The following is a 15,495-nucleotide window of genomic DNA, read 5'->3' as shown; positions in this document are numbered from 1 at the left end:
TAATAACCTCATCTTATGATAAGGCTATTATCTCATATTTTGGTGTCCATTGGATAGGTTTTTAGAGGTGCCCTTTACTTTATATTGTCGTAGCATCCTTTATGGATCCTAAGGTTCTGGTTAGTAGAGGGATTAGCTTTAATCCAGCCGATTGGACGGTAGAAGGTTACCAGCGTGTATTCAGTGACCAATCTATTCTAAGAGGTTTTATCAATTCCCTGCTTTATTCTTTTGGCTTTGCAGCTTTAACAGTATTGCTATCTGTGTTTACAGCTTATCCTCTTTCCAAAAAAGATTTGGTAGGGCGCCGTTGGATTAACTACTTCTTGATTGTGACCATGTTCTTTGGTGGTGGTTTAGTCCCAACTTACTTGCTCGTAAAAGAATTGGGAATGCTAAATACTCCATGGGCTATCATCGTTCCCGGTGCTGTCAATGTTTGGAACATTATTCTTGCTAGGGCCTATTTCCAAGGATTGCCTGAAGAATTGGTAGAAGCAGCCGTCATTGATGGTGCAAATGATTTACAGATTTTCTTCAAAATCATGCTTCCTCTTGCAAAACCAATTATGTTTGTTCTCTTCCTCTATGCTTTTGTAGGACAGTGGAACTCATACTTTGATGCAATGATTTATATCAAGGATCCAAATTTGGAACCATTGCAACTTGTACTTCGTAAAATTCTCATTCAAAGCCAACCAGGTCAAGATATGATTGGGGCACAAGCGGCTATGAATGAAATGAAACGTTTAGCTGAATTAATTAAATACGCAACTATTGTCATTTCCAGCTTGCCATTGATTGTTATGTATCCATTCTTCCAAAAATACTTTGATAAAGGAATTATGGCTGGTTCACTTAAAGGATAAAAAAAAAGAAAAAATAAAAGGAGTTTTCTCATGAAATTCAAAACATTCTCAAAATCAGCAGTTTTGTTGACAGCTAGTTTAGCAGTACTTGCAGCCTGTGGCTCAAAAAATACAGCTTCAAGTCCAGATTATAAGTTGGAAGGTGTAACATTCCCGCTTCAAGAAAAGAAAACATTGAAGTTTATGACAGCTAGTTCACCGTTAGCTCCTAAAGACCCAAATGAAAAGTTAATTTTGCAACGTTTGGAGAAGGAAACTGGCGTTCATATTGACTGGACCAACTATCAATCCGACTTTGCAGAAAAACGTAACTTGGATATTTCTAGTGGTGATCTACCAGATGCTATCCACAACGACGGAGCTTCAGATGTGGACTTGATGAACTGGGCTAAAAAAGGTGTTATTATTCCAGTTGAAGATTTGATTGATAAATACATGCCAAATCTTAAGAAAATTTTGGATGAGAAACCAGAATACAAGGCCTTGATGACAGCACCTGATGGGCACATTTACTCATTCCCATGGATTGAAGAGCTTGGAGCGGGTAAAGAGTCTATTCATAGCGTCAACGATATGGCTTGGATTAACAAAGATTGGCTTAAGAAACTTGGTCTTGAAATGCCAAAAACTACTGATGATCTGATTAAAGTCCTAGAAGCTTTCAAAAACGGGGATCCAAATGGAAATGGAGAGGCTGATGAAATTCCATTTACATTTATTAGTGGTAACGGAAACGAAGATTTTAAATTCCTATTTGCTGCATTTGGTATAGGGGATAACGATGATCATTTAGTAGTTGGAAATGACGGTAAAGTTGACTTCACAGCAGATAACGACGACTATAAAGAAGGTGTGAAATTCATCCGTCAATTGCAAGAAAAAGGTTTGATCGATAAGGAAGCCTTCGAACATGATTGGAATAGTTACATTGCTAAAGGTCATGATCAGAAATTTGGTGTTTACTTTACATGGGATAAGAGTAATGTTACTGGAAGTAATGAAAGTTATGATGTTTTACCAGTACTTGCTGGACCAAGTGGTCAAAAACACGTAGCTCGTACAAACGGTATGGGATTTGCACGTGACAAGATGGTTATTACCAGTGTAAACAAAAACCTAGAATTGACAGCTAAATGGATTGATGCACAATACGCTCCACTCCAATCTGTGCAAAATAACTGGGGAACTTACGGAGATGACAAGCAACAAAATATCTTTGAATTTGACCAAGCAACTAACAGCCTCAAACACTTACCACTAAACGGAACTGCACCAGCAGAACTTCGTCAAAAGACTGAAGTAGGAGGACCACTAGCTATTCTAGATTCATACTATGGTAAAGTGACAACTATGCCAGATGATGCCAAATGGCGTTTGGATCTTATCAAAGAATATTATGTTCCTTACATGAGCAATGACAATAACTATCCAAGAGTCTTTATGACACAGGAAGATCTGGATAAGATTGCCCATATCGAAGCAGATATGAATGACTATATCTACCGTAAACGTGCTGAATGGATTGTAAATGGCAATATTGATGCTGAGTGGGATGATTACAAGAAAGAACTTGAAAAATACGGACTTTCTGATTACCTCGCTATTAAACAAAAATACTACGACCAATACCAAGCAAACAAAAACTAGAGGTTGATTATGGGAGATAAAAAATACACAGTAGAGAGGGCCAATCGTTTTATAGAAGAAAATAAACATCTCGTTAATACTCAATATAAGCCTGAAGAACATTTTTCAGCTGAGATTGGCTGGATCAATGATCCAAATGGATTTGTCTATTTTCGTGGAGAATACCATCTCTTTTATCAATTCTATCCTTATGATAGTGTTTGGGGGCCTATGCACTGGGGACATGCTAAAAGTAAGGACTTGATTACTTGGGAGCACTTGCCAGTGGCACTTGCTCCTGACCAAGATTATGACCGCAATGGATGTTTCTCAGGTTCTGCCATTGTCAAGGATGATCGCCTATGGCTCATGTATACTGGACACATCGAAGAAGAAACCGGTGTTCGTCAAGTGCAAAATATGGCATTTTCAGACGATGGGATTCACTTTGAAAAGATTGAACAAAATCCAGTTGCAACTGGAGCAGACTTGCCAGATGAGTTAATTGCTGCTGATTTCCGTGATCCAAAACTCTTTGAAAAAGATGGACGCTATTACTCCGTAGTAGCTGCCAAACACAAGGATAATGTGGGCTGTATCGTTCTACTAGGGTCCGATAACCTAGTAGAATGGCAGTTCGAATCCATCTTTTTAAAAGGTGTGGAACATCAAGGTTTTATGTGGGAATGTCCAGACTACTTCGAGTTAGATGGGAAGGATTGCCTGATTATGTCACCCATGCGTTATCAGCGTGAGGGAGACTCATATCATAACATCAACTCATCGGTTTTGTTCACGGGTAAGGTAGATTGGGGAGAAAAACGTTTTATCCCAGAATCAGTTCAAGAAATTGATCATGGCCAAGACTTCTATGCGCCTCAAACATTGTTGGACGATCAAAATCGTCGTATCCTGATTGCTTGGATGCAGACATGGGGGCGTACCCTTCCAACCCATGACCGAGAACATAAATGGGCTGGTGTCATGACTTTACCTAGAATTCTAAGATTGGAAGATGGCAAACTAAGACAATTCCCTGTTAAAAAAGGCCAATATCAAATCCAAATAGATAAAGATTGTCATTACCACTTAGGAAATGATACAGATTATCTTGAATTTGGTTATGACAGTAATACGCAGCAAGTTTACATTGATCGTAGCCATCTTGTTCAAAAAATTCTAGGTGAAGAAGAACAGGACACTAGTCGACGGTATGTAGATATTGAAGCTAAAGAATTGGAAGTTGTTCTAGATAAAAATTCCATCGAGATTTTTGTCAATCAAGGTGAAGCAAGCTTGACAGCAACTTATTACTTAACAGTACCAGCGGAGCTATCACGAATCGATTAAAAATTAAGTTATTTCTCCTAAAGAAAAAGTTCTCTTTCTAGTAAAATGGAAAGAGAACTTTTTTTCTAATTAAACAGAGCATATTTCTGTTTAAACAACTCAATTTTATCATTGCAGTAAGTGATTAAATCTTGAGCTTTTTCAAGTGTATAGCCTTTTTCAGATACAGATTTTACTTTCTTCTCATCAAAGTAGTAGCCTGTCAAGCCCCTGACTTCTTCTGATAATGTAAGATAGTAACCTGTTTCAATTCCCTCGTCTAGATTTTTGGAAAATGACTTCATCAAGCGTCCGAAGAGAGACTTTTTCGTCTTTTCATCACTGGAATCATTCCCTAAGTTGGTTGAAATCAAACCTGGATGATAGGCATTGATGGTGATGTTTGAACCTTTTAGAAAGAATTCTCTGGCTAGATATCGTGTCATCCAAATAGTGTAAAGTTTGGAGTTATTGTAGGCTAAACTAGGATTGTAGTTCGTCTCAAATCCAAAGTTCAAATCTTTGACCTTGGCAAAATGATGCATATAGGAAGAAGTATTAATGACACGGCCGTCAGCCGCTTTTTCTAACAAGGGACTTAGCTCAGTTGTTAAAATATAGGGAACCAGAACAGATAACATAAAGGTCAACTCGACATTTTCAGCACTCGCTTTTCGTTCTTTTCCAGCATACAGTCCGGCATTGTTAAACAAGACATCAATACTTTGAAAGTCTCGCTTGATTTCCTCTACAAATCGATAAATATCATCTAATTTAGAAAAATCTGCCAAGTAGCTAGAAACTCGGCCTCTCAAGGAAATTGCGCGAACCTCTTGAAGTGCCAGCTCAAGCTTCTGAGGATTTCGACCATGGAGGATGATATGATGGCCTTGGCTGGCCAATTTCTTTGCTAAATGTTTACCGATACCGTCAGTAGCACCTGTAATCAGAATTGTTTTGACCATATTAGTCCTCTAAGAAAGCTATTAGTTCTTTTGAAAATTCGTCTGCATATTGGAAAATCGAACCGTGACCAGCATGTGGATAGATAATCAGCTTACTATCTTTTATTTTCTCATGCATATCATAAGAATTTTCTGTTGGAACCTGCATATCATTATCCCCGTTGACGATTAAGGTTGGTTGAGTGATAAATTTCAGGTCGTCTTGAGGATCTTTCCCCCAACGTTTAATAGCTTTGAGTTGAGTTAGGAATCCTGGTAGGTTCATGTCTTTATCCGCAAATTCCTTTGTTCTCATACCCATTCGTCCTAGGACTTTCAAAGCTTCGATTTTCCCCTGTTCATCATGACTATAGAAGATATAGCGTTTAGGATCGATGCGCTCAAGTCCCGCTTTAAACATAAAACGAAATGTTTTCCCTGTGACCTTATCGACCTCTTTTCCACCTCGAGGTCCTGTTCCAGCCAAAATCAAACGATTGACTAGAGTAGGATTAATTCGGATGATTTCTTGGGCAATCATACCACCCATAGAAAGGCCAAGAAGATTGATTTTATCGTAACCAAGCGCTTTTACAAAGTCAATTGTCTGCTTAGCCATTCCAGGAATCGTCGAAGCAACTTTGCCCTGACTGGACCCTACTCCAGGAAGATCGACTACAATGACATGGTGCTTTTCAGCGATTAAGTCTAATAGTTTGGGATCCCAGTTATCGAGAGTTGCTACCAAATGGACTAGCATCAGAAGAGGTAGTTTTGATTTGCCTTTGCTGAGTTCGCGATAGGCGATTTGGTTTCCTTGGACAGTGATGTATTGATTTTTTGTTGTAATATATGACATGATTTTTTCCTTTTTTATTTCTTAAAGCTGAGGACTGTTTTTCCACGTGAGCGACCATTAGCGACCTTGTCTAAGGCGCTATTCACTTCTTCAAATGGATAAACTGTATCGATAGAGGGTTTGATTTCTAATTTACTAAAGAGGTCAGCTACCTCTTGTAATTGAGCGCCATTGCTTTCTACAAAGATAAAATGGTAGCGGACACCATATTTTTCCGCCATCTTATCGAATTTGCGACCTGCTAGGCCAAGAATCATCTGTTTCCATTTTGGTAGATTCATGCGTTTGGCAAAGGCACCGTTTGGCATGGCACGAAGGGACACAAGATGACCACCTTTTTTCATAATAGACATTTGTTTTTCAGTTTCAGCCCCGCCAAGAGTATCGAGGACATAATCCACCTGACTAACAGTCTTTGTATAATCCTCTGTTTTGTAATCGATAAATCTATCTGCTCCCAGTTTCAACACACGCTCAGCACTATCTACAGAACCGTTGGTAATGACCTTCAAACCTTTGGCCTTGGCAATCGGAATGGCCATTCCACCGACACCTCCAGTACCACCAGAAATAAAGATCGTTTTCCCAGTTTGAGCGCCCATGAGGTCTAGAGCCTGCATAATGGTCAAGGCAGTAAGAGGAACAGCAGCGGCTTCCTCGTCTGACAGATAGTCTGGAACCTTGGCTAAGGCTTGGCTATCGATAGCTACGTATTCTGCAAAGGCGCCGATATGATCAAGTGGCAGACGGCCAAAGACACGATCTCCTACCTGAAAGTTGTTAACTTTCTTGCCAATGCTTTCAACGATTCCAACGACCTCATTACCTGCAGTTTGAGGAAGTTTGTAAGGAACAATCATCTTAACCTCACCACGAGAGATCATGTTATCGAGAGGATTAACTCCAGCTGCGGATACTTTAACCAAGACTTGTTTGTCTGTGATACTTGGTTTAGAGATTTCTGTGATGCTCAGTGTGATATTCTTTTTGTTATAAGTAGTATGTTGTGCGGCTTTCATTGTCTTCTCTTTTCTTTTTTAATACGACAACATATACTTGTATCTAATACAAGTATATGTTATTTCCAGTAAAAACTGACTTGTTATCAAATCAGTTTCGGACTTGTTTGGCTTGTTTATATAGATTGTCAATGACATCTTCTAAGGTTTGATTTGCTAATTCCTTCTCTAATTGAGATTCGGCACTAGCGAAAAGCGGTGAAACTGCTCTTTGGATATGTTTTCCAACGGGACAATCGGGATTACTATTTTGATGAACAGGGAATAAACTAATGTGATTGATTTCTTGAGTAGCATAGTAGATCTCTAGTAAAGTCATTTTCTTTGGAGACTTACTGAGTTGATAGCCTGTTTTTCCTTGCTGGGAATGAATCAAATCTGCATTTTTCAATAAGGCAATTACCTTTCGAATGTAACTAGCGTTAGTCCCAACACTAATAGCTAGTGCTTGAGAACTTAAGGTTTCCTTGCTTTCACTAATCATTGTTAAGATATGCAAAGCAACTGAGAATTTTGTATCCATCTGAATCCCTTTCTTAATAAACTTGTATCAGATACAAGAATAAGTATAACATAAATAAAAAGAAAAGCAAGACTTTTGTTTTAAATTTTAAAAAATTTTTTGAAGAGTTTCTTAAGATTAAAGATGTCTGGAAAGGAAGTTGATAAACAAATGTGGGACAAATCTGACCTAGACAAGCAAAAAAGCCTTGGGACTCAAGGCTTTTTCCTGTTGTATTTAGATGCCCCCTACAGGGATCGAACCTGTGACCCACGGATTAAGAGTCCGCTGCTCTGCCAGCTGAGCTAAGGAGGCAAAGAAAAAAGCTGTATTGGTGCCGAAACTTCACGGTTTGTATTGAACCCGCGCAATTAAGCAGGTGGGCAACTCGCTCTAACTGAAGCTGTTTCCGTGTGAGACGGCCTACATGCTGTTAGAAGACTTTTGTTTCCCTAATAATACAAAAAATAGTCGGTCAACACTTAAGTGTGAAGTCGTACACCACAGCGTTTCTATGTTTATATGATACCACTTTTTCAAAAAAAATCAAGAGGAAAGTGCAATTTTTTGAAAAGGATTTCAGATTTTTCGTAAATGGTCGATGGCTTCCTTTCTTTGAGCCAAAGCCCGTTCATATTTACCAGTATCTTCTGCTTGGAAATAGTGATGATTGCGGATTTTTTCTGGCAGATAGTCTTGTTTAATCCAATTTCCAGGATAGTTGTGTGGATAGAGATAGTCTTGGGCATTCCCCAGTTCCTTGCTTCCACTGTAGTGCCCATCACGCAGGTGTCGCGGAATAGGCAAGTGCCCTGATGTTTTGAGGTCGGCAAGTGCCTTATCCATAGCTACATAGGCTGAGTTGGATTTTGGAGAAAGGGCCAAATCAATCACGACATTGGCAATGAGAATGCGGGCTTCTGGGAATCCAATCCTTTGTGCAGCATCCAGAGCAGTCACGGTGTGAATCTGGGCTTCAGGATTGGCTAAGCCGATATCTTCATAGGCGATAACAGTCAAGCGACGAGCGAGACTTGGCAAATCACCAGCCTCAATCAAGCGAGCTGCGTAGTGGAGACTGGCATCCACATCCGAGCCACGGATGGACTTTTGCAGGGCAGACAGAACATCATAGTGACCGTCTCCATCCTTATCCATAGTGATGTAGCTCTGCTGCAGGCTATTTTCCATGATGTTTAGAGTGATATGGCGGATGCCCTCGTCATTCTCAGGGGTAGAAAGAACAGCCAAGTCTAGTGAGTTGAAGGCAGAGCGCAGGTCTCCGTTTGTAGAGGTTGCGATGAAATCCAGCGCCTCCTCATCTAGTTCTACTGGAAAATCAAAACCACGCTCAGGGGTATTTAGAGCTATCTGAAGAGCCTCTTTGACGTCTTGGTTAGACAGAGGTTCCAACTCAAAAATTTGAACACGGCTACGAATGGCAGGAGTGACAGAAAAGAAAGGATTTTCAGTTGTAGCCCCAATCATGATGACCAGTCCACTTTCCAAAAGAGGCAAGAGGAAATCTTGCTTGGTTTTATCTAGTCTATGAATCTCGTCTAGTAATAGGACGAGACCACCAGAGAATTTCGCCTCTTCAGCTATTTCTTGGAGTCTTTTTTTACTATCTACTGTCGCATTGAAAGTTCGAAAGGCATACTTGGTCGTCCCTGCGATGGCAGAGGCAATACTGGTCTTGCCGATTCCAGGAGGTCCATAAAGAATCATGGAGGACAGGCGGTTGGCTTCCACCATGCGGCGGATAATTTTTCCAGGCCCAACCAGATGTTCCTGACCAATGACCTGGTCGATGGTTTTAGGGCGCATGCGAAGCGCGAGATTGTCTGGCATAGCAGTCCTTTCTAGCGTGGATTTTCTGATGTATATGTGGTAAGATGGTAGTATCTATTTTAGCATATTTCCGAGCAATCGGGGCGATTTAAGAGTCGCATAGAAAGAGGACAAAATGGCAATATATGGATTTTTAGATGTTTTACAAGAAGAGTTGGACAAGAACTTTCCTTTTGATTATGAGATTAGTTGGGACAAGCGCAATCATGCGGTTGAAGTGAGTTTTCTATTAGAGGCACAAAATGCTGCAGGGGTGGAGATGCTAGATGAAGACGGAGAGGTTTCGTCAGATGATATCCTTTTTGAAGAAGCGGTACTTTTTTACAATCCTGCCAAATCAACCGTCAATGAGGAAGACTATTTGACTGTCATTCCTTACCTGCCTAAGAAGGGATTTTCTCGTGAATTTTTAGCTTATTTTGCGCTATTCCTTAAAGATACTGCCGAGGTTGGATTAGATGCTCTCATGGACTTTTTGGAAGACCCAGAAGCAGAAGAATTTGTCATGGAATGGAACCAAGAAGTCTTTGAAGAAGGAAAAGTTGGCTTGGAAGAGGGAGAATTTTATCCTTATCCAAGATACTAGGGATTATTGGGAGAGTTTATGAAAAAAATTGTGACGTATTTGATTCAGACAGTGTCTGTTCTTGTGATGATGCTGGCTTTTGCTTGTGGAACAATCGCATTTGCAGAGTTGGGGTATTCCGCAGTTTTAGTCTTTACTTTTGGTTATGCCTTCGCTCTTCTAAGCATGTATTTAATCTTTATTCTTCATGAGCTGGGACATGCTTTTTGTGGCTACTTGACAGGCTATCGGCTGGTGGCTTTTGGATTAGGACATTTTCTTTTGACCAAAAAGTCAGGCAGGTTTCATCTTAGTCGAACAGCCGTTCTGAAAAATGTTGGTGCTCAGTATATTGGATTAAAAGAGGACGAAAGTGATCAAAGAATCATTCTGATGCTTTCAGGAGGTTTGCTGGTTCATCTCAGCTTGATATTATTGGCGATATTGTTTGGATTTTTGACAAAAAGCTGGTATTTTGCTGGTACTTGGATTTTTCTTAATTTGTCTTTCTTTCTAAACAACACTTTGCCAGTCGGCATCACCGATGGAGCAAAAATATGGGAATTGCGACAACACCCTGAAAATACCAAATACGCCTACATGGTGTTGAGGCATTCTGCCCAGACCCTGCTAGCTCCTCAAGGATATGATTTGAAAGACTTTATCATGCCTGTTGATGAGGATGCGAGAGGGAGTTTTGCAGAAAGTATTCAAACTCTTGAGGGAGTGGTTTTCATATTGGATGGTCATTTAGAGACAGCTAAAAAGCTATTTCAATCTTTACTAGAGAGAACAGAACACTCGCTGTCTGAAACTTTTTGCCAACTATGCCTTCTTCAAATCGCCTTGCTAGAAGGTGATGATGAGAAAGCGGAGGAATATGCAAGTATTCGAAGCGTTAAATCCTTTTTATCTCTAAAAATGGCAGATGTGCAGAGCATTCAAGCCTGGTATCAATTTAAGGTAAGGAACGACATGGCTCAAACTCGCAAGGCTATGAAGATTGCTAGACAGAAAATGAATAGCAGCCGAATGCTACGGGACGAGAAACGCTATTATGAAAACTGGTTAGCAGAGCTGGAAAAGGCATTAGCCGAAGGAGTCTAATATGGGAATAGAAATTTCTGATTTTACAGGCTGTAAGATTGCTTTGTTTTGTGGGGATAGGCTCTTGACTATCTTACGCGATGATAAGGCAAGCATTCCCTGGCCCAATATGTGGGAACTGCCCGGTGGGGGACGAGAGGGGGATGAAAGTCCTTTTGAGTGCGTGGCGCGTGAAGTTTATGAAGAACTGGGAATTCATCTGACTGAGGATTATCTGCTATGGAGTAAGGTTTATCCAAGTATGCTTTTTGCGGATAAACAATCTGTATTTCTAGTCGGTCAGTTAAGTCAGGATCAGTTTGACAGTATCACCTTTGGAGATGAAGGACAGGGCTATCAGCTGATGAATGTCGAGGAATTTCTTAGTTCCAGTCAAGTTGTCCCTCAGTTGCAAGAGAGATTAAAAGATTATTTAAAAGTAAGTGATTAGAAAGGATGGTTCGGTTAAATTTCTAAACTGAACCTGCCCTAAACACTGTGCCAAAAAGATAAACTTTTCTTAGACACAAGCGTCTTCAGAGAATTTCTTATTTTGGTTTTGTGTTTTACGGGCTTGGTATCTTAATAATGGAAACATGGCAAGAGTTAAAAGTTACAGTCAAGCGTGAGGGGGAGGAGTTAGTTTCCAATCTCTTGATTGAGTTGGGAGCGCAAGGCGTTGCGATTGAAGACAGCATGGACTATGTGGGGAATGTCGACCGTTTTGGTGAGATTTTCCCAGAGGTTGAGCAGCAAGAAGAAATCGTAGTGACAGCCTATTACCCTGATACGGTTGATATAGCAACAGTTGAGGCAGATTTGCAGGATCGTCTCGCGGAACTAACTGATTTTATGGACTTGGGAGAGGTAAAAATGGGAACGACTGCCTTGGCTGAGGAAGACTGGGCAGACAACTGGAAGAAATACTATGAACCTGCTCGCATCACTCATGATTTGACCATCGTGCCGTCGTGGACAGACTATGAGGCGACTGCTGGGGAAAAGATTATCAAGCTAGATCCTGGTATGGCCTTCGGGACAGGAACCCACCCAACTACCAAGATGAGCCTTTTTGCCTTGGAACAGGTTCTTCGTGGTGGCGAAACGGTGCTAGATGTGGGGACTGGTTCAGGGGTTCTTTCCATTGCTAGCTCGCTACTTGGTGCCAAGGAAATCTTTGCCTACGACCTGGATGATGTGGCAGTCCGTGTTGCTCAGGAAAATATTGAGCTCAACCCTGGTATGGAAAACATCCATGTAGCAGCAGGAGACTTGCTTAAGGGAGTTGAGACTGAGGCAGATGTGATTGTAGCTAATATCTTGGCGGATATCCTCATTCATCTGACGGATGATGCTTACCGCTTGGTCAAGGATGAAGGCTACCTCATCATGAGTGGCATTATCAAGGACAAGTGGGACATGGTGCGCGAGTCGGCTGAGTCAGCTGGATTTTTCCTTGAAACCCACATGATTCAAGGAGAATGGAATGCCTGTGTCTTTAAGAAAACTAAGGATATTTCAGGTGTGATTGGAGGCTAGCATGCAGCAGTATTTTGTAAAAGGCAGTGCAATCTCTCCTGTCACCATTGAGGACAAGGAAACCAGCAAGCATATGTTTCAGGTCATGCGCCTGAAAGAAGAGGATGAGGTTACTTTGGTCTTTGATGATGTCATTAAGCGCTTGGCGCGCGTGCTGGATGTGGAAGCACGTCAGTTTGAGTTGGTCCAAGAATTAACTGACAATGTAGAACTACCAGTTCATGTGACTATCGCATCAGGCTTTCCTAAGGGAGACAAGCTGGAGTTTATTACTCAGAAAGTTACAGAACTAGGCGCCAGCCAAATCTGGGCCTTTCCTGCAGACTGGTCAGTTGCCAAGTGGGATGGCAAGAAATTGGGTAAAAAGGTTGAAAAACTAGAAAAAATCGCCCTTGGAGCAGCAGAACAAAGCAAGCGTAATCTGGTCCCAAGTATCAAGCTTTTTGAGAAGAAAGCTGACTTTCTAGTTCAACTGGACCAGTTTGACTCTATCGTAGTAGCCTATGAAGAATCAGCTAAAGAAGGAGAAGCTGCTGCGCTTCTGCAAGCAGTCTCTGGTCTTGAAAAAGGAGCCAAATTGCTCTTTATCTTTGGTCCAGAAGGCGGTCTCTCACCTGCAGAAATTGAGAGTTTTGAAGCTAAAGGAGCGGTCTTGGCAGGGCTTGGTCCTCGCATCTTGCGAGCAGAAACAGCACCGCTTTATGCTCTGTCAGCCCTTAGTGTTTTATTAGAATTAGAGAAATAAGAGGAAGAAAATGGAACAAAAACATCGTTCAGAATTTCCAGAAAAGGAACTCTGGGATTTAACAGCCCTATACCAAGACCGTGAGGATTTCTTGCGTGCAATCGAGAAAGCTCGCGAAGATATCAACCAATTTAGACGTGATTACAAGGGCAATTTGCATACTTTTGAAGATTTTGAGAAGGCCTTTGCGGAATTGGAACAAATCTACATTCAGATGAGCCATATTGGTAACTATGGTTTTATGCCTCAGACGACAGATTATAGCAATGACGAATTTGCTAATATCGCCCAAGCTGGGATGGAATTCGAAACAGATGCCAGTGTAGCCTTGACCTTCTTTGACGATGCCTTGGTGGAAGCTGATGAGGAAGTCTTAGACCGTTTGGGTAAATTGCCACATTTAACAGCTGCCATTCGTCAGGCAAAAATCAAAAAAGCCCACTATCTAGGTGCTGATGTGGAGAAGGCCTTGACCAATCTTGGTGAAGTTTTCTACAGCCCGCAGGATATTTACACTAAGATGCGAGCTGGGGATTTTGAAATGGCCGACTTTGAAGTCAATGGCAAGACCTACAAAAATAGCTTTGTCACCTATGAGAATTTCTACCAAAATCATGAGGACGCTGAGGTCCGTGAGAAATCCTTCCGTTCTTTCTCGGAAGGGCTTCGTAAGCACCAAAATACAGCTGCAGCAGCCTATTTAGCCCAAGTCAAGTCTGAAAAACTCTTGGCAGATATGAAGGGCTATAACTCAGTCTTTGACTATCTTCTATCTGAGCAAGAAGTGGACCGTGCCATGTTTGATCGTCAGATTGACCTTATCATGAAGGATTTTGCGCCCGTTGCTCAGAGATACCTCAAGCATGTTGCCAAGGTAAATGGTCTTGAAAAGATGACCTTTGCAGATTGGAAATTGGACTTGGATAGTGCCCTCAATCCTGAAGTGACCATTGACGACGCCTATGATTTGGTCATGAAGTCGGTAGAACCTTTGGGACAAGAATATTGTCAGGAAGTTGCTCGCTATCAAGAAGAGCGCTGGGTAGACTTTGCTGCTAACAGTGGCAAGGATTCCGGAGGTTATGCGGCGGATCCATATCGCGTGCACCCTTATGTCCTCATGAGCTGGACAGGTCGTTTGAGCGATGTCTATACCTTGATTCATGAAATCGGGCATTCGGGTCAATTCATCTTTTCAGACAATCACCAAAGCTACTTCAACGCCCATATGTCGACCTACTATGTCGAAGCACCTTCAACTTTCAATGAATTGCTACTCAGTGATTACTTGGAGCAGCAATCTGACGACCCACGTCAAAAACGCTTCGCTCTTGCTCACCGCTTGACAGATACCTACTTCCATAACTTTATTACCCACCTCTTGGAAGCAGCCTTCCAGCGCAAGGTTTATACATTGATTGAAGAAGGAGAAACCTTTGGAGCAAGTAAACTCAACAGCATTATGAAGGAAGTCTTGACAGACTTCTGGGGAGATGCCATTGAAATTGACGATGATGCAGCTTTGACTTGGATGCGCCAAGCTCACTACTACATGGGCTTGTATAGTTACACTTACTCAGCAGGACTAGTTATCTCGACAGCTGGTTACCTCCATCTTAAAAACTCTGAGAATGGAGCTGAAGACTGGCTTAATCTCCTCAAATCAGGTGGTAGCAAGACACCGCTTGAGTCAGCCATGATTATCGGAGCGGACATTTCAACGGACAAACCACTTCGTGATACCATCCAATTCTTGTCTGATACGGTTAATCAGATTATCGCTTACAGTGCCCAGTTGGGAGAGTAAATTAAAAGAGTAAATTAAAAGAGTCTGGGACAAAAGTCTAACCTTAAATATAAGAAGCGAACAAAACGAGTTATCTGATACTCAGAATTCTGTCTTGTTCGCTTTTTTATCTAATCTATTGCTTTAAAGAATTTATAATAAAGAATTCCTAAAATCAGAATTTTTTGTCTCTGCCTCTTTAATTATCCCCAAAAGATATCTTCTTCAGCTTGATCTGAAGAGAAGAGCCAAACTTCTTTGATTTTTCCGTCTTCAATACGGAAGAGGTCAATCCCGTTCATATTGAGTTCAGTACCATCAGCCCGTGTTCCAAGAAAAGTAACATTAGCTGCGATTAAATCCTTATTGTCAGAAACCCAATTTGTTATCACCTTAAAGGTTTCATTAGTTTTCTCAGCAAATGTAGCCAGGTGAGGCCCTAGCTTGTCCTTACCAACAACTGTACCAGATATACTATGAGTACCAGGTTGATGCCAAACAATATCGTCTGCCATCGTTTCAAAGACACCAGGAAAGTCACCAGCAATTAAAGCTTGGTTATAAGCGTTGAAAATTTCTAAGTTTGTTGACATATCTATTCTCCATTTCTTTTTTATGATATAATTGTAACAGTTACAAACAAAAAAACAAGTAGACACTTTTTCGATAGCTAGTATCAAAAGTGGTACTATTATTGATACTAAAGGGCACCTCTAAAAACCTATCCAATGGACACCAAAATATGAGATAATAGCCTTATCATAAGATGAGGTTA

Annotated in this window: 14 protein-coding genes, 1 tRNA gene and 1 pseudogene; 9 read left to right on the top strand and 7 right to left on the bottom strand. The window is 41.0% G+C overall.

Annotated features, from left to right (window positions below; genetic code table 11):
* Positions 1 to 71 precede the first annotated feature (71 nt).
* The 3 genes and pseudogenes from K1I71_RS08845 to K1I71_RS08835 form a co-directional block, all read left to right on the top strand.
* Positions 72 to 869 (top strand): annotated as a pseudogene (locus K1I71_RS08845) (carbohydrate ABC transporter permease); the annotation flags it as partial.
* 30 nt (positions 870 to 899) lie between these two features.
* Positions 900 to 2,516 (top strand): ABC transporter substrate-binding protein, encoded by a 1,617-nt coding sequence (locus K1I71_RS08840; protein ID WP_223330776.1) that lies wholly within the window; start codon positions 900 to 902, stop codon positions 2,514 to 2,516.
* Between the two features lie 9 nt (positions 2,517 to 2,525).
* Positions 2,526 to 3,845, top strand: a complete 1,320-nt coding sequence (locus K1I71_RS08835; RefSeq protein ID WP_223330775.1) for a glycoside hydrolase family 32 protein — start codon at positions 2,526 to 2,528, stop codon at positions 3,843 to 3,845.
* Between the two features lie 65 nt (positions 3,846 to 3,910).
* Here K1I71_RS08835 and K1I71_RS08830 read toward each other — a convergent pair whose 3' ends face one another.
* The 6 genes from K1I71_RS08830 to K1I71_RS08805 all read right to left on the bottom strand — a co-directional run bounded on the left by K1I71_RS08830 (position 3,911) and on the right by K1I71_RS08805 (position 8,999).
* Positions 3,911 to 4,789 carry an SDR family NAD(P)-dependent oxidoreductase gene (locus tag K1I71_RS08830; protein WP_049516368.1) on the bottom strand — a complete coding sequence of 293 codons (879 nt, stop codon included), beginning with the start codon at positions 4,787 to 4,789 and terminating at the stop codon, positions 3,911 to 3,913.
* Position 4,790: 1 nt separating this feature from the next.
* The gene (locus K1I71_RS08825; RefSeq protein WP_223330774.1) at positions 4,791 to 5,627 is read right to left on the bottom strand and encodes an alpha/beta fold hydrolase; all 837 of its coding nucleotides are present in this window, start codon (positions 5,625 to 5,627) and stop codon (positions 4,791 to 4,793) included.
* A gap of 14 nt (positions 5,628 to 5,641) precedes the next feature.
* Positions 5,642 to 6,646, bottom strand: coding sequence for an NADP-dependent oxidoreductase (locus K1I71_RS08820; protein ID WP_223330773.1), 1,005 nt, complete (start codon positions 6,644 to 6,646; stop codon positions 5,642 to 5,644).
* 91 nt (positions 6,647 to 6,737) lie between these two features.
* On the bottom strand, positions 6,738 to 7,169 hold the full coding sequence (locus tag K1I71_RS08815; RefSeq protein WP_223330772.1) for an Rrf2 family transcriptional regulator: 432 nt from the start codon (positions 7,167 to 7,169) through the stop codon (positions 6,738 to 6,740).
* 221 nt (positions 7,170 to 7,390) lie between these two features.
* A tRNA-Lys gene (locus tag K1I71_RS08810) sits at positions 7,391 to 7,463 on the bottom strand.
* Positions 7,464 to 7,727: 264 nt separating this feature from the next.
* Complete coding sequence (locus K1I71_RS08805) at positions 7,728 to 8,999, bottom strand: replication-associated recombination protein A (protein WP_223330771.1); 1,272 nt, start codon at positions 8,997 to 8,999, stop codon at positions 7,728 to 7,730.
* A gap of 115 nt (positions 9,000 to 9,114) precedes the next feature.
* Between K1I71_RS08805 and K1I71_RS08800 the strand changes: the two genes are divergently transcribed.
* The 6 genes from K1I71_RS08800 (at position 9,115) to pepF (ending at position 14,741) form a co-directional block, all read left to right on the top strand.
* Positions 9,115 to 9,585, top strand: a complete 471-nt coding sequence (locus K1I71_RS08800) for a DUF3013 family protein (protein WP_223330770.1) — start codon at positions 9,115 to 9,117, stop codon at positions 9,583 to 9,585.
* An 18-nt stretch (positions 9,586 to 9,603) separates the two neighbouring features.
* On the top strand, positions 9,604 to 10,671 hold the full coding sequence (locus K1I71_RS08795) for a site-2 protease family protein (protein ID WP_223330769.1): 1,068 nt from the start codon (positions 9,604 to 9,606) through the stop codon (positions 10,669 to 10,671).
* A 1-nt stretch (position 10,672) separates the two neighbouring features.
* Entirely contained in the window at positions 10,673 to 11,101 is a 429-nt protein-coding gene (locus tag K1I71_RS08790) for an NUDIX hydrolase (protein ID WP_223330768.1), read from the top strand.
* A gap of 137 nt (positions 11,102 to 11,238) precedes the next feature.
* Positions 11,239 to 12,189 (top strand): 50S ribosomal protein L11 methyltransferase, encoded by a 951-nt coding sequence (prmA, locus tag K1I71_RS08785; RefSeq protein WP_223330767.1) that lies wholly within the window; start codon positions 11,239 to 11,241, stop codon positions 12,187 to 12,189.
* A gap of 1 nt (position 12,190) precedes the next feature.
* Positions 12,191 to 12,934: a 16S rRNA (uracil(1498)-N(3))-methyltransferase gene (locus tag K1I71_RS08780; protein WP_223330766.1), complete on the top strand. Its 744-nt coding sequence runs from the start codon at positions 12,191 to 12,193 to the stop codon at positions 12,932 to 12,934.
* A 10-nt stretch (positions 12,935 to 12,944) separates the two neighbouring features.
* Positions 12,945 to 14,741, top strand: coding sequence for an oligoendopeptidase F (gene pepF, locus K1I71_RS08775; protein WP_223330765.1), 1,797 nt, complete (start codon positions 12,945 to 12,947; stop codon positions 14,739 to 14,741).
* A 182-nt stretch (positions 14,742 to 14,923) separates the two neighbouring features.
* Here pepF and K1I71_RS08770 read toward each other — a convergent pair whose 3' ends face one another.
* Complete coding sequence (locus tag K1I71_RS08770) at positions 14,924 to 15,313, bottom strand: nuclear transport factor 2 family protein (protein ID WP_223330764.1); 390 nt, start codon at positions 15,311 to 15,313, stop codon at positions 14,924 to 14,926.
* Between the last annotated feature and the right edge of the window lie 182 nt (positions 15,314 to 15,495).

Origin of the sequence: Streptococcus mitis (assembly GCF_019929545.1) — a bacterium.
Lineage (GTDB): Bacteria > Bacillota > Bacilli > Lactobacillales > Streptococcaceae > Streptococcus > Streptococcus mitis_BU.
The sequence above is the reverse complement of the archived record's forward strand: the minus strand, read 5'-3'. Positions and strand labels throughout refer to the sequence as shown.

Bases quoted from the DNA above. Each gene is read 5' to 3' on its own strand.
- K1I71_RS08840 (WP_223330776.1), top strand. From the start codon at position 900: ATGAAATTCAAAACATTCTCAAAATCAGCAGTTTTGTTGACAGCTAGT.
- K1I71_RS08835 (WP_223330775.1), top strand. From the start codon at position 2,526: ATGGGAGATAAAAAATACACAGTAGAGAGGGCCAATCGTTTTATAGAA.
- K1I71_RS08830 (WP_049516368.1), bottom strand. From the start codon at position 4,789: ATGGTCAAAACAATTCTGATTACAGGTGCTACTGACGGTATCGGTAAA.
- K1I71_RS08825 (WP_223330774.1), bottom strand. From the start codon at position 5,627: ATGTCATATATTACAACAAAAAATCAATACATCACTGTCCAAGGAAAC.
- K1I71_RS08820 (WP_223330773.1), bottom strand. From the start codon at position 6,646: ATGAAAGCCGCACAACATACTACTTATAACAAAAAGAATATCACACTG.
- K1I71_RS08815 (WP_223330772.1), bottom strand. From the start codon at position 7,169: ATGGATACAAAATTCTCAGTTGCTTTGCATATCTTAACAATGATTAGT.
- K1I71_RS08805 (WP_223330771.1), bottom strand. From the start codon at position 8,999: ATGCCAGACAATCTCGCGCTTCGCATGCGCCCTAAAACCATCGACCAG.
- K1I71_RS08800 (WP_223330770.1), top strand. From the start codon at position 9,115: ATGGCAATATATGGATTTTTAGATGTTTTACAAGAAGAGTTGGACAAG.
- K1I71_RS08795 (WP_223330769.1), top strand. From the start codon at position 9,604: ATGAAAAAAATTGTGACGTATTTGATTCAGACAGTGTCTGTTCTTGTG.
- K1I71_RS08790 (WP_223330768.1), top strand. From the start codon at position 10,673: ATGGGAATAGAAATTTCTGATTTTACAGGCTGTAAGATTGCTTTGTTT.
- prmA (WP_223330767.1), top strand. From the start codon at position 11,239: ATGGAAACATGGCAAGAGTTAAAAGTTACAGTCAAGCGTGAGGGGGAG.
- K1I71_RS08780 (WP_223330766.1), top strand. From the start codon at position 12,191: ATGCAGCAGTATTTTGTAAAAGGCAGTGCAATCTCTCCTGTCACCATT.
- pepF (WP_223330765.1), top strand. From the start codon at position 12,945: ATGGAACAAAAACATCGTTCAGAATTTCCAGAAAAGGAACTCTGGGAT.
- K1I71_RS08770 (WP_223330764.1), bottom strand. From the start codon at position 15,313: ATGTCAACAAACTTAGAAATTTTCAACGCTTATAACCAAGCTTTAATT.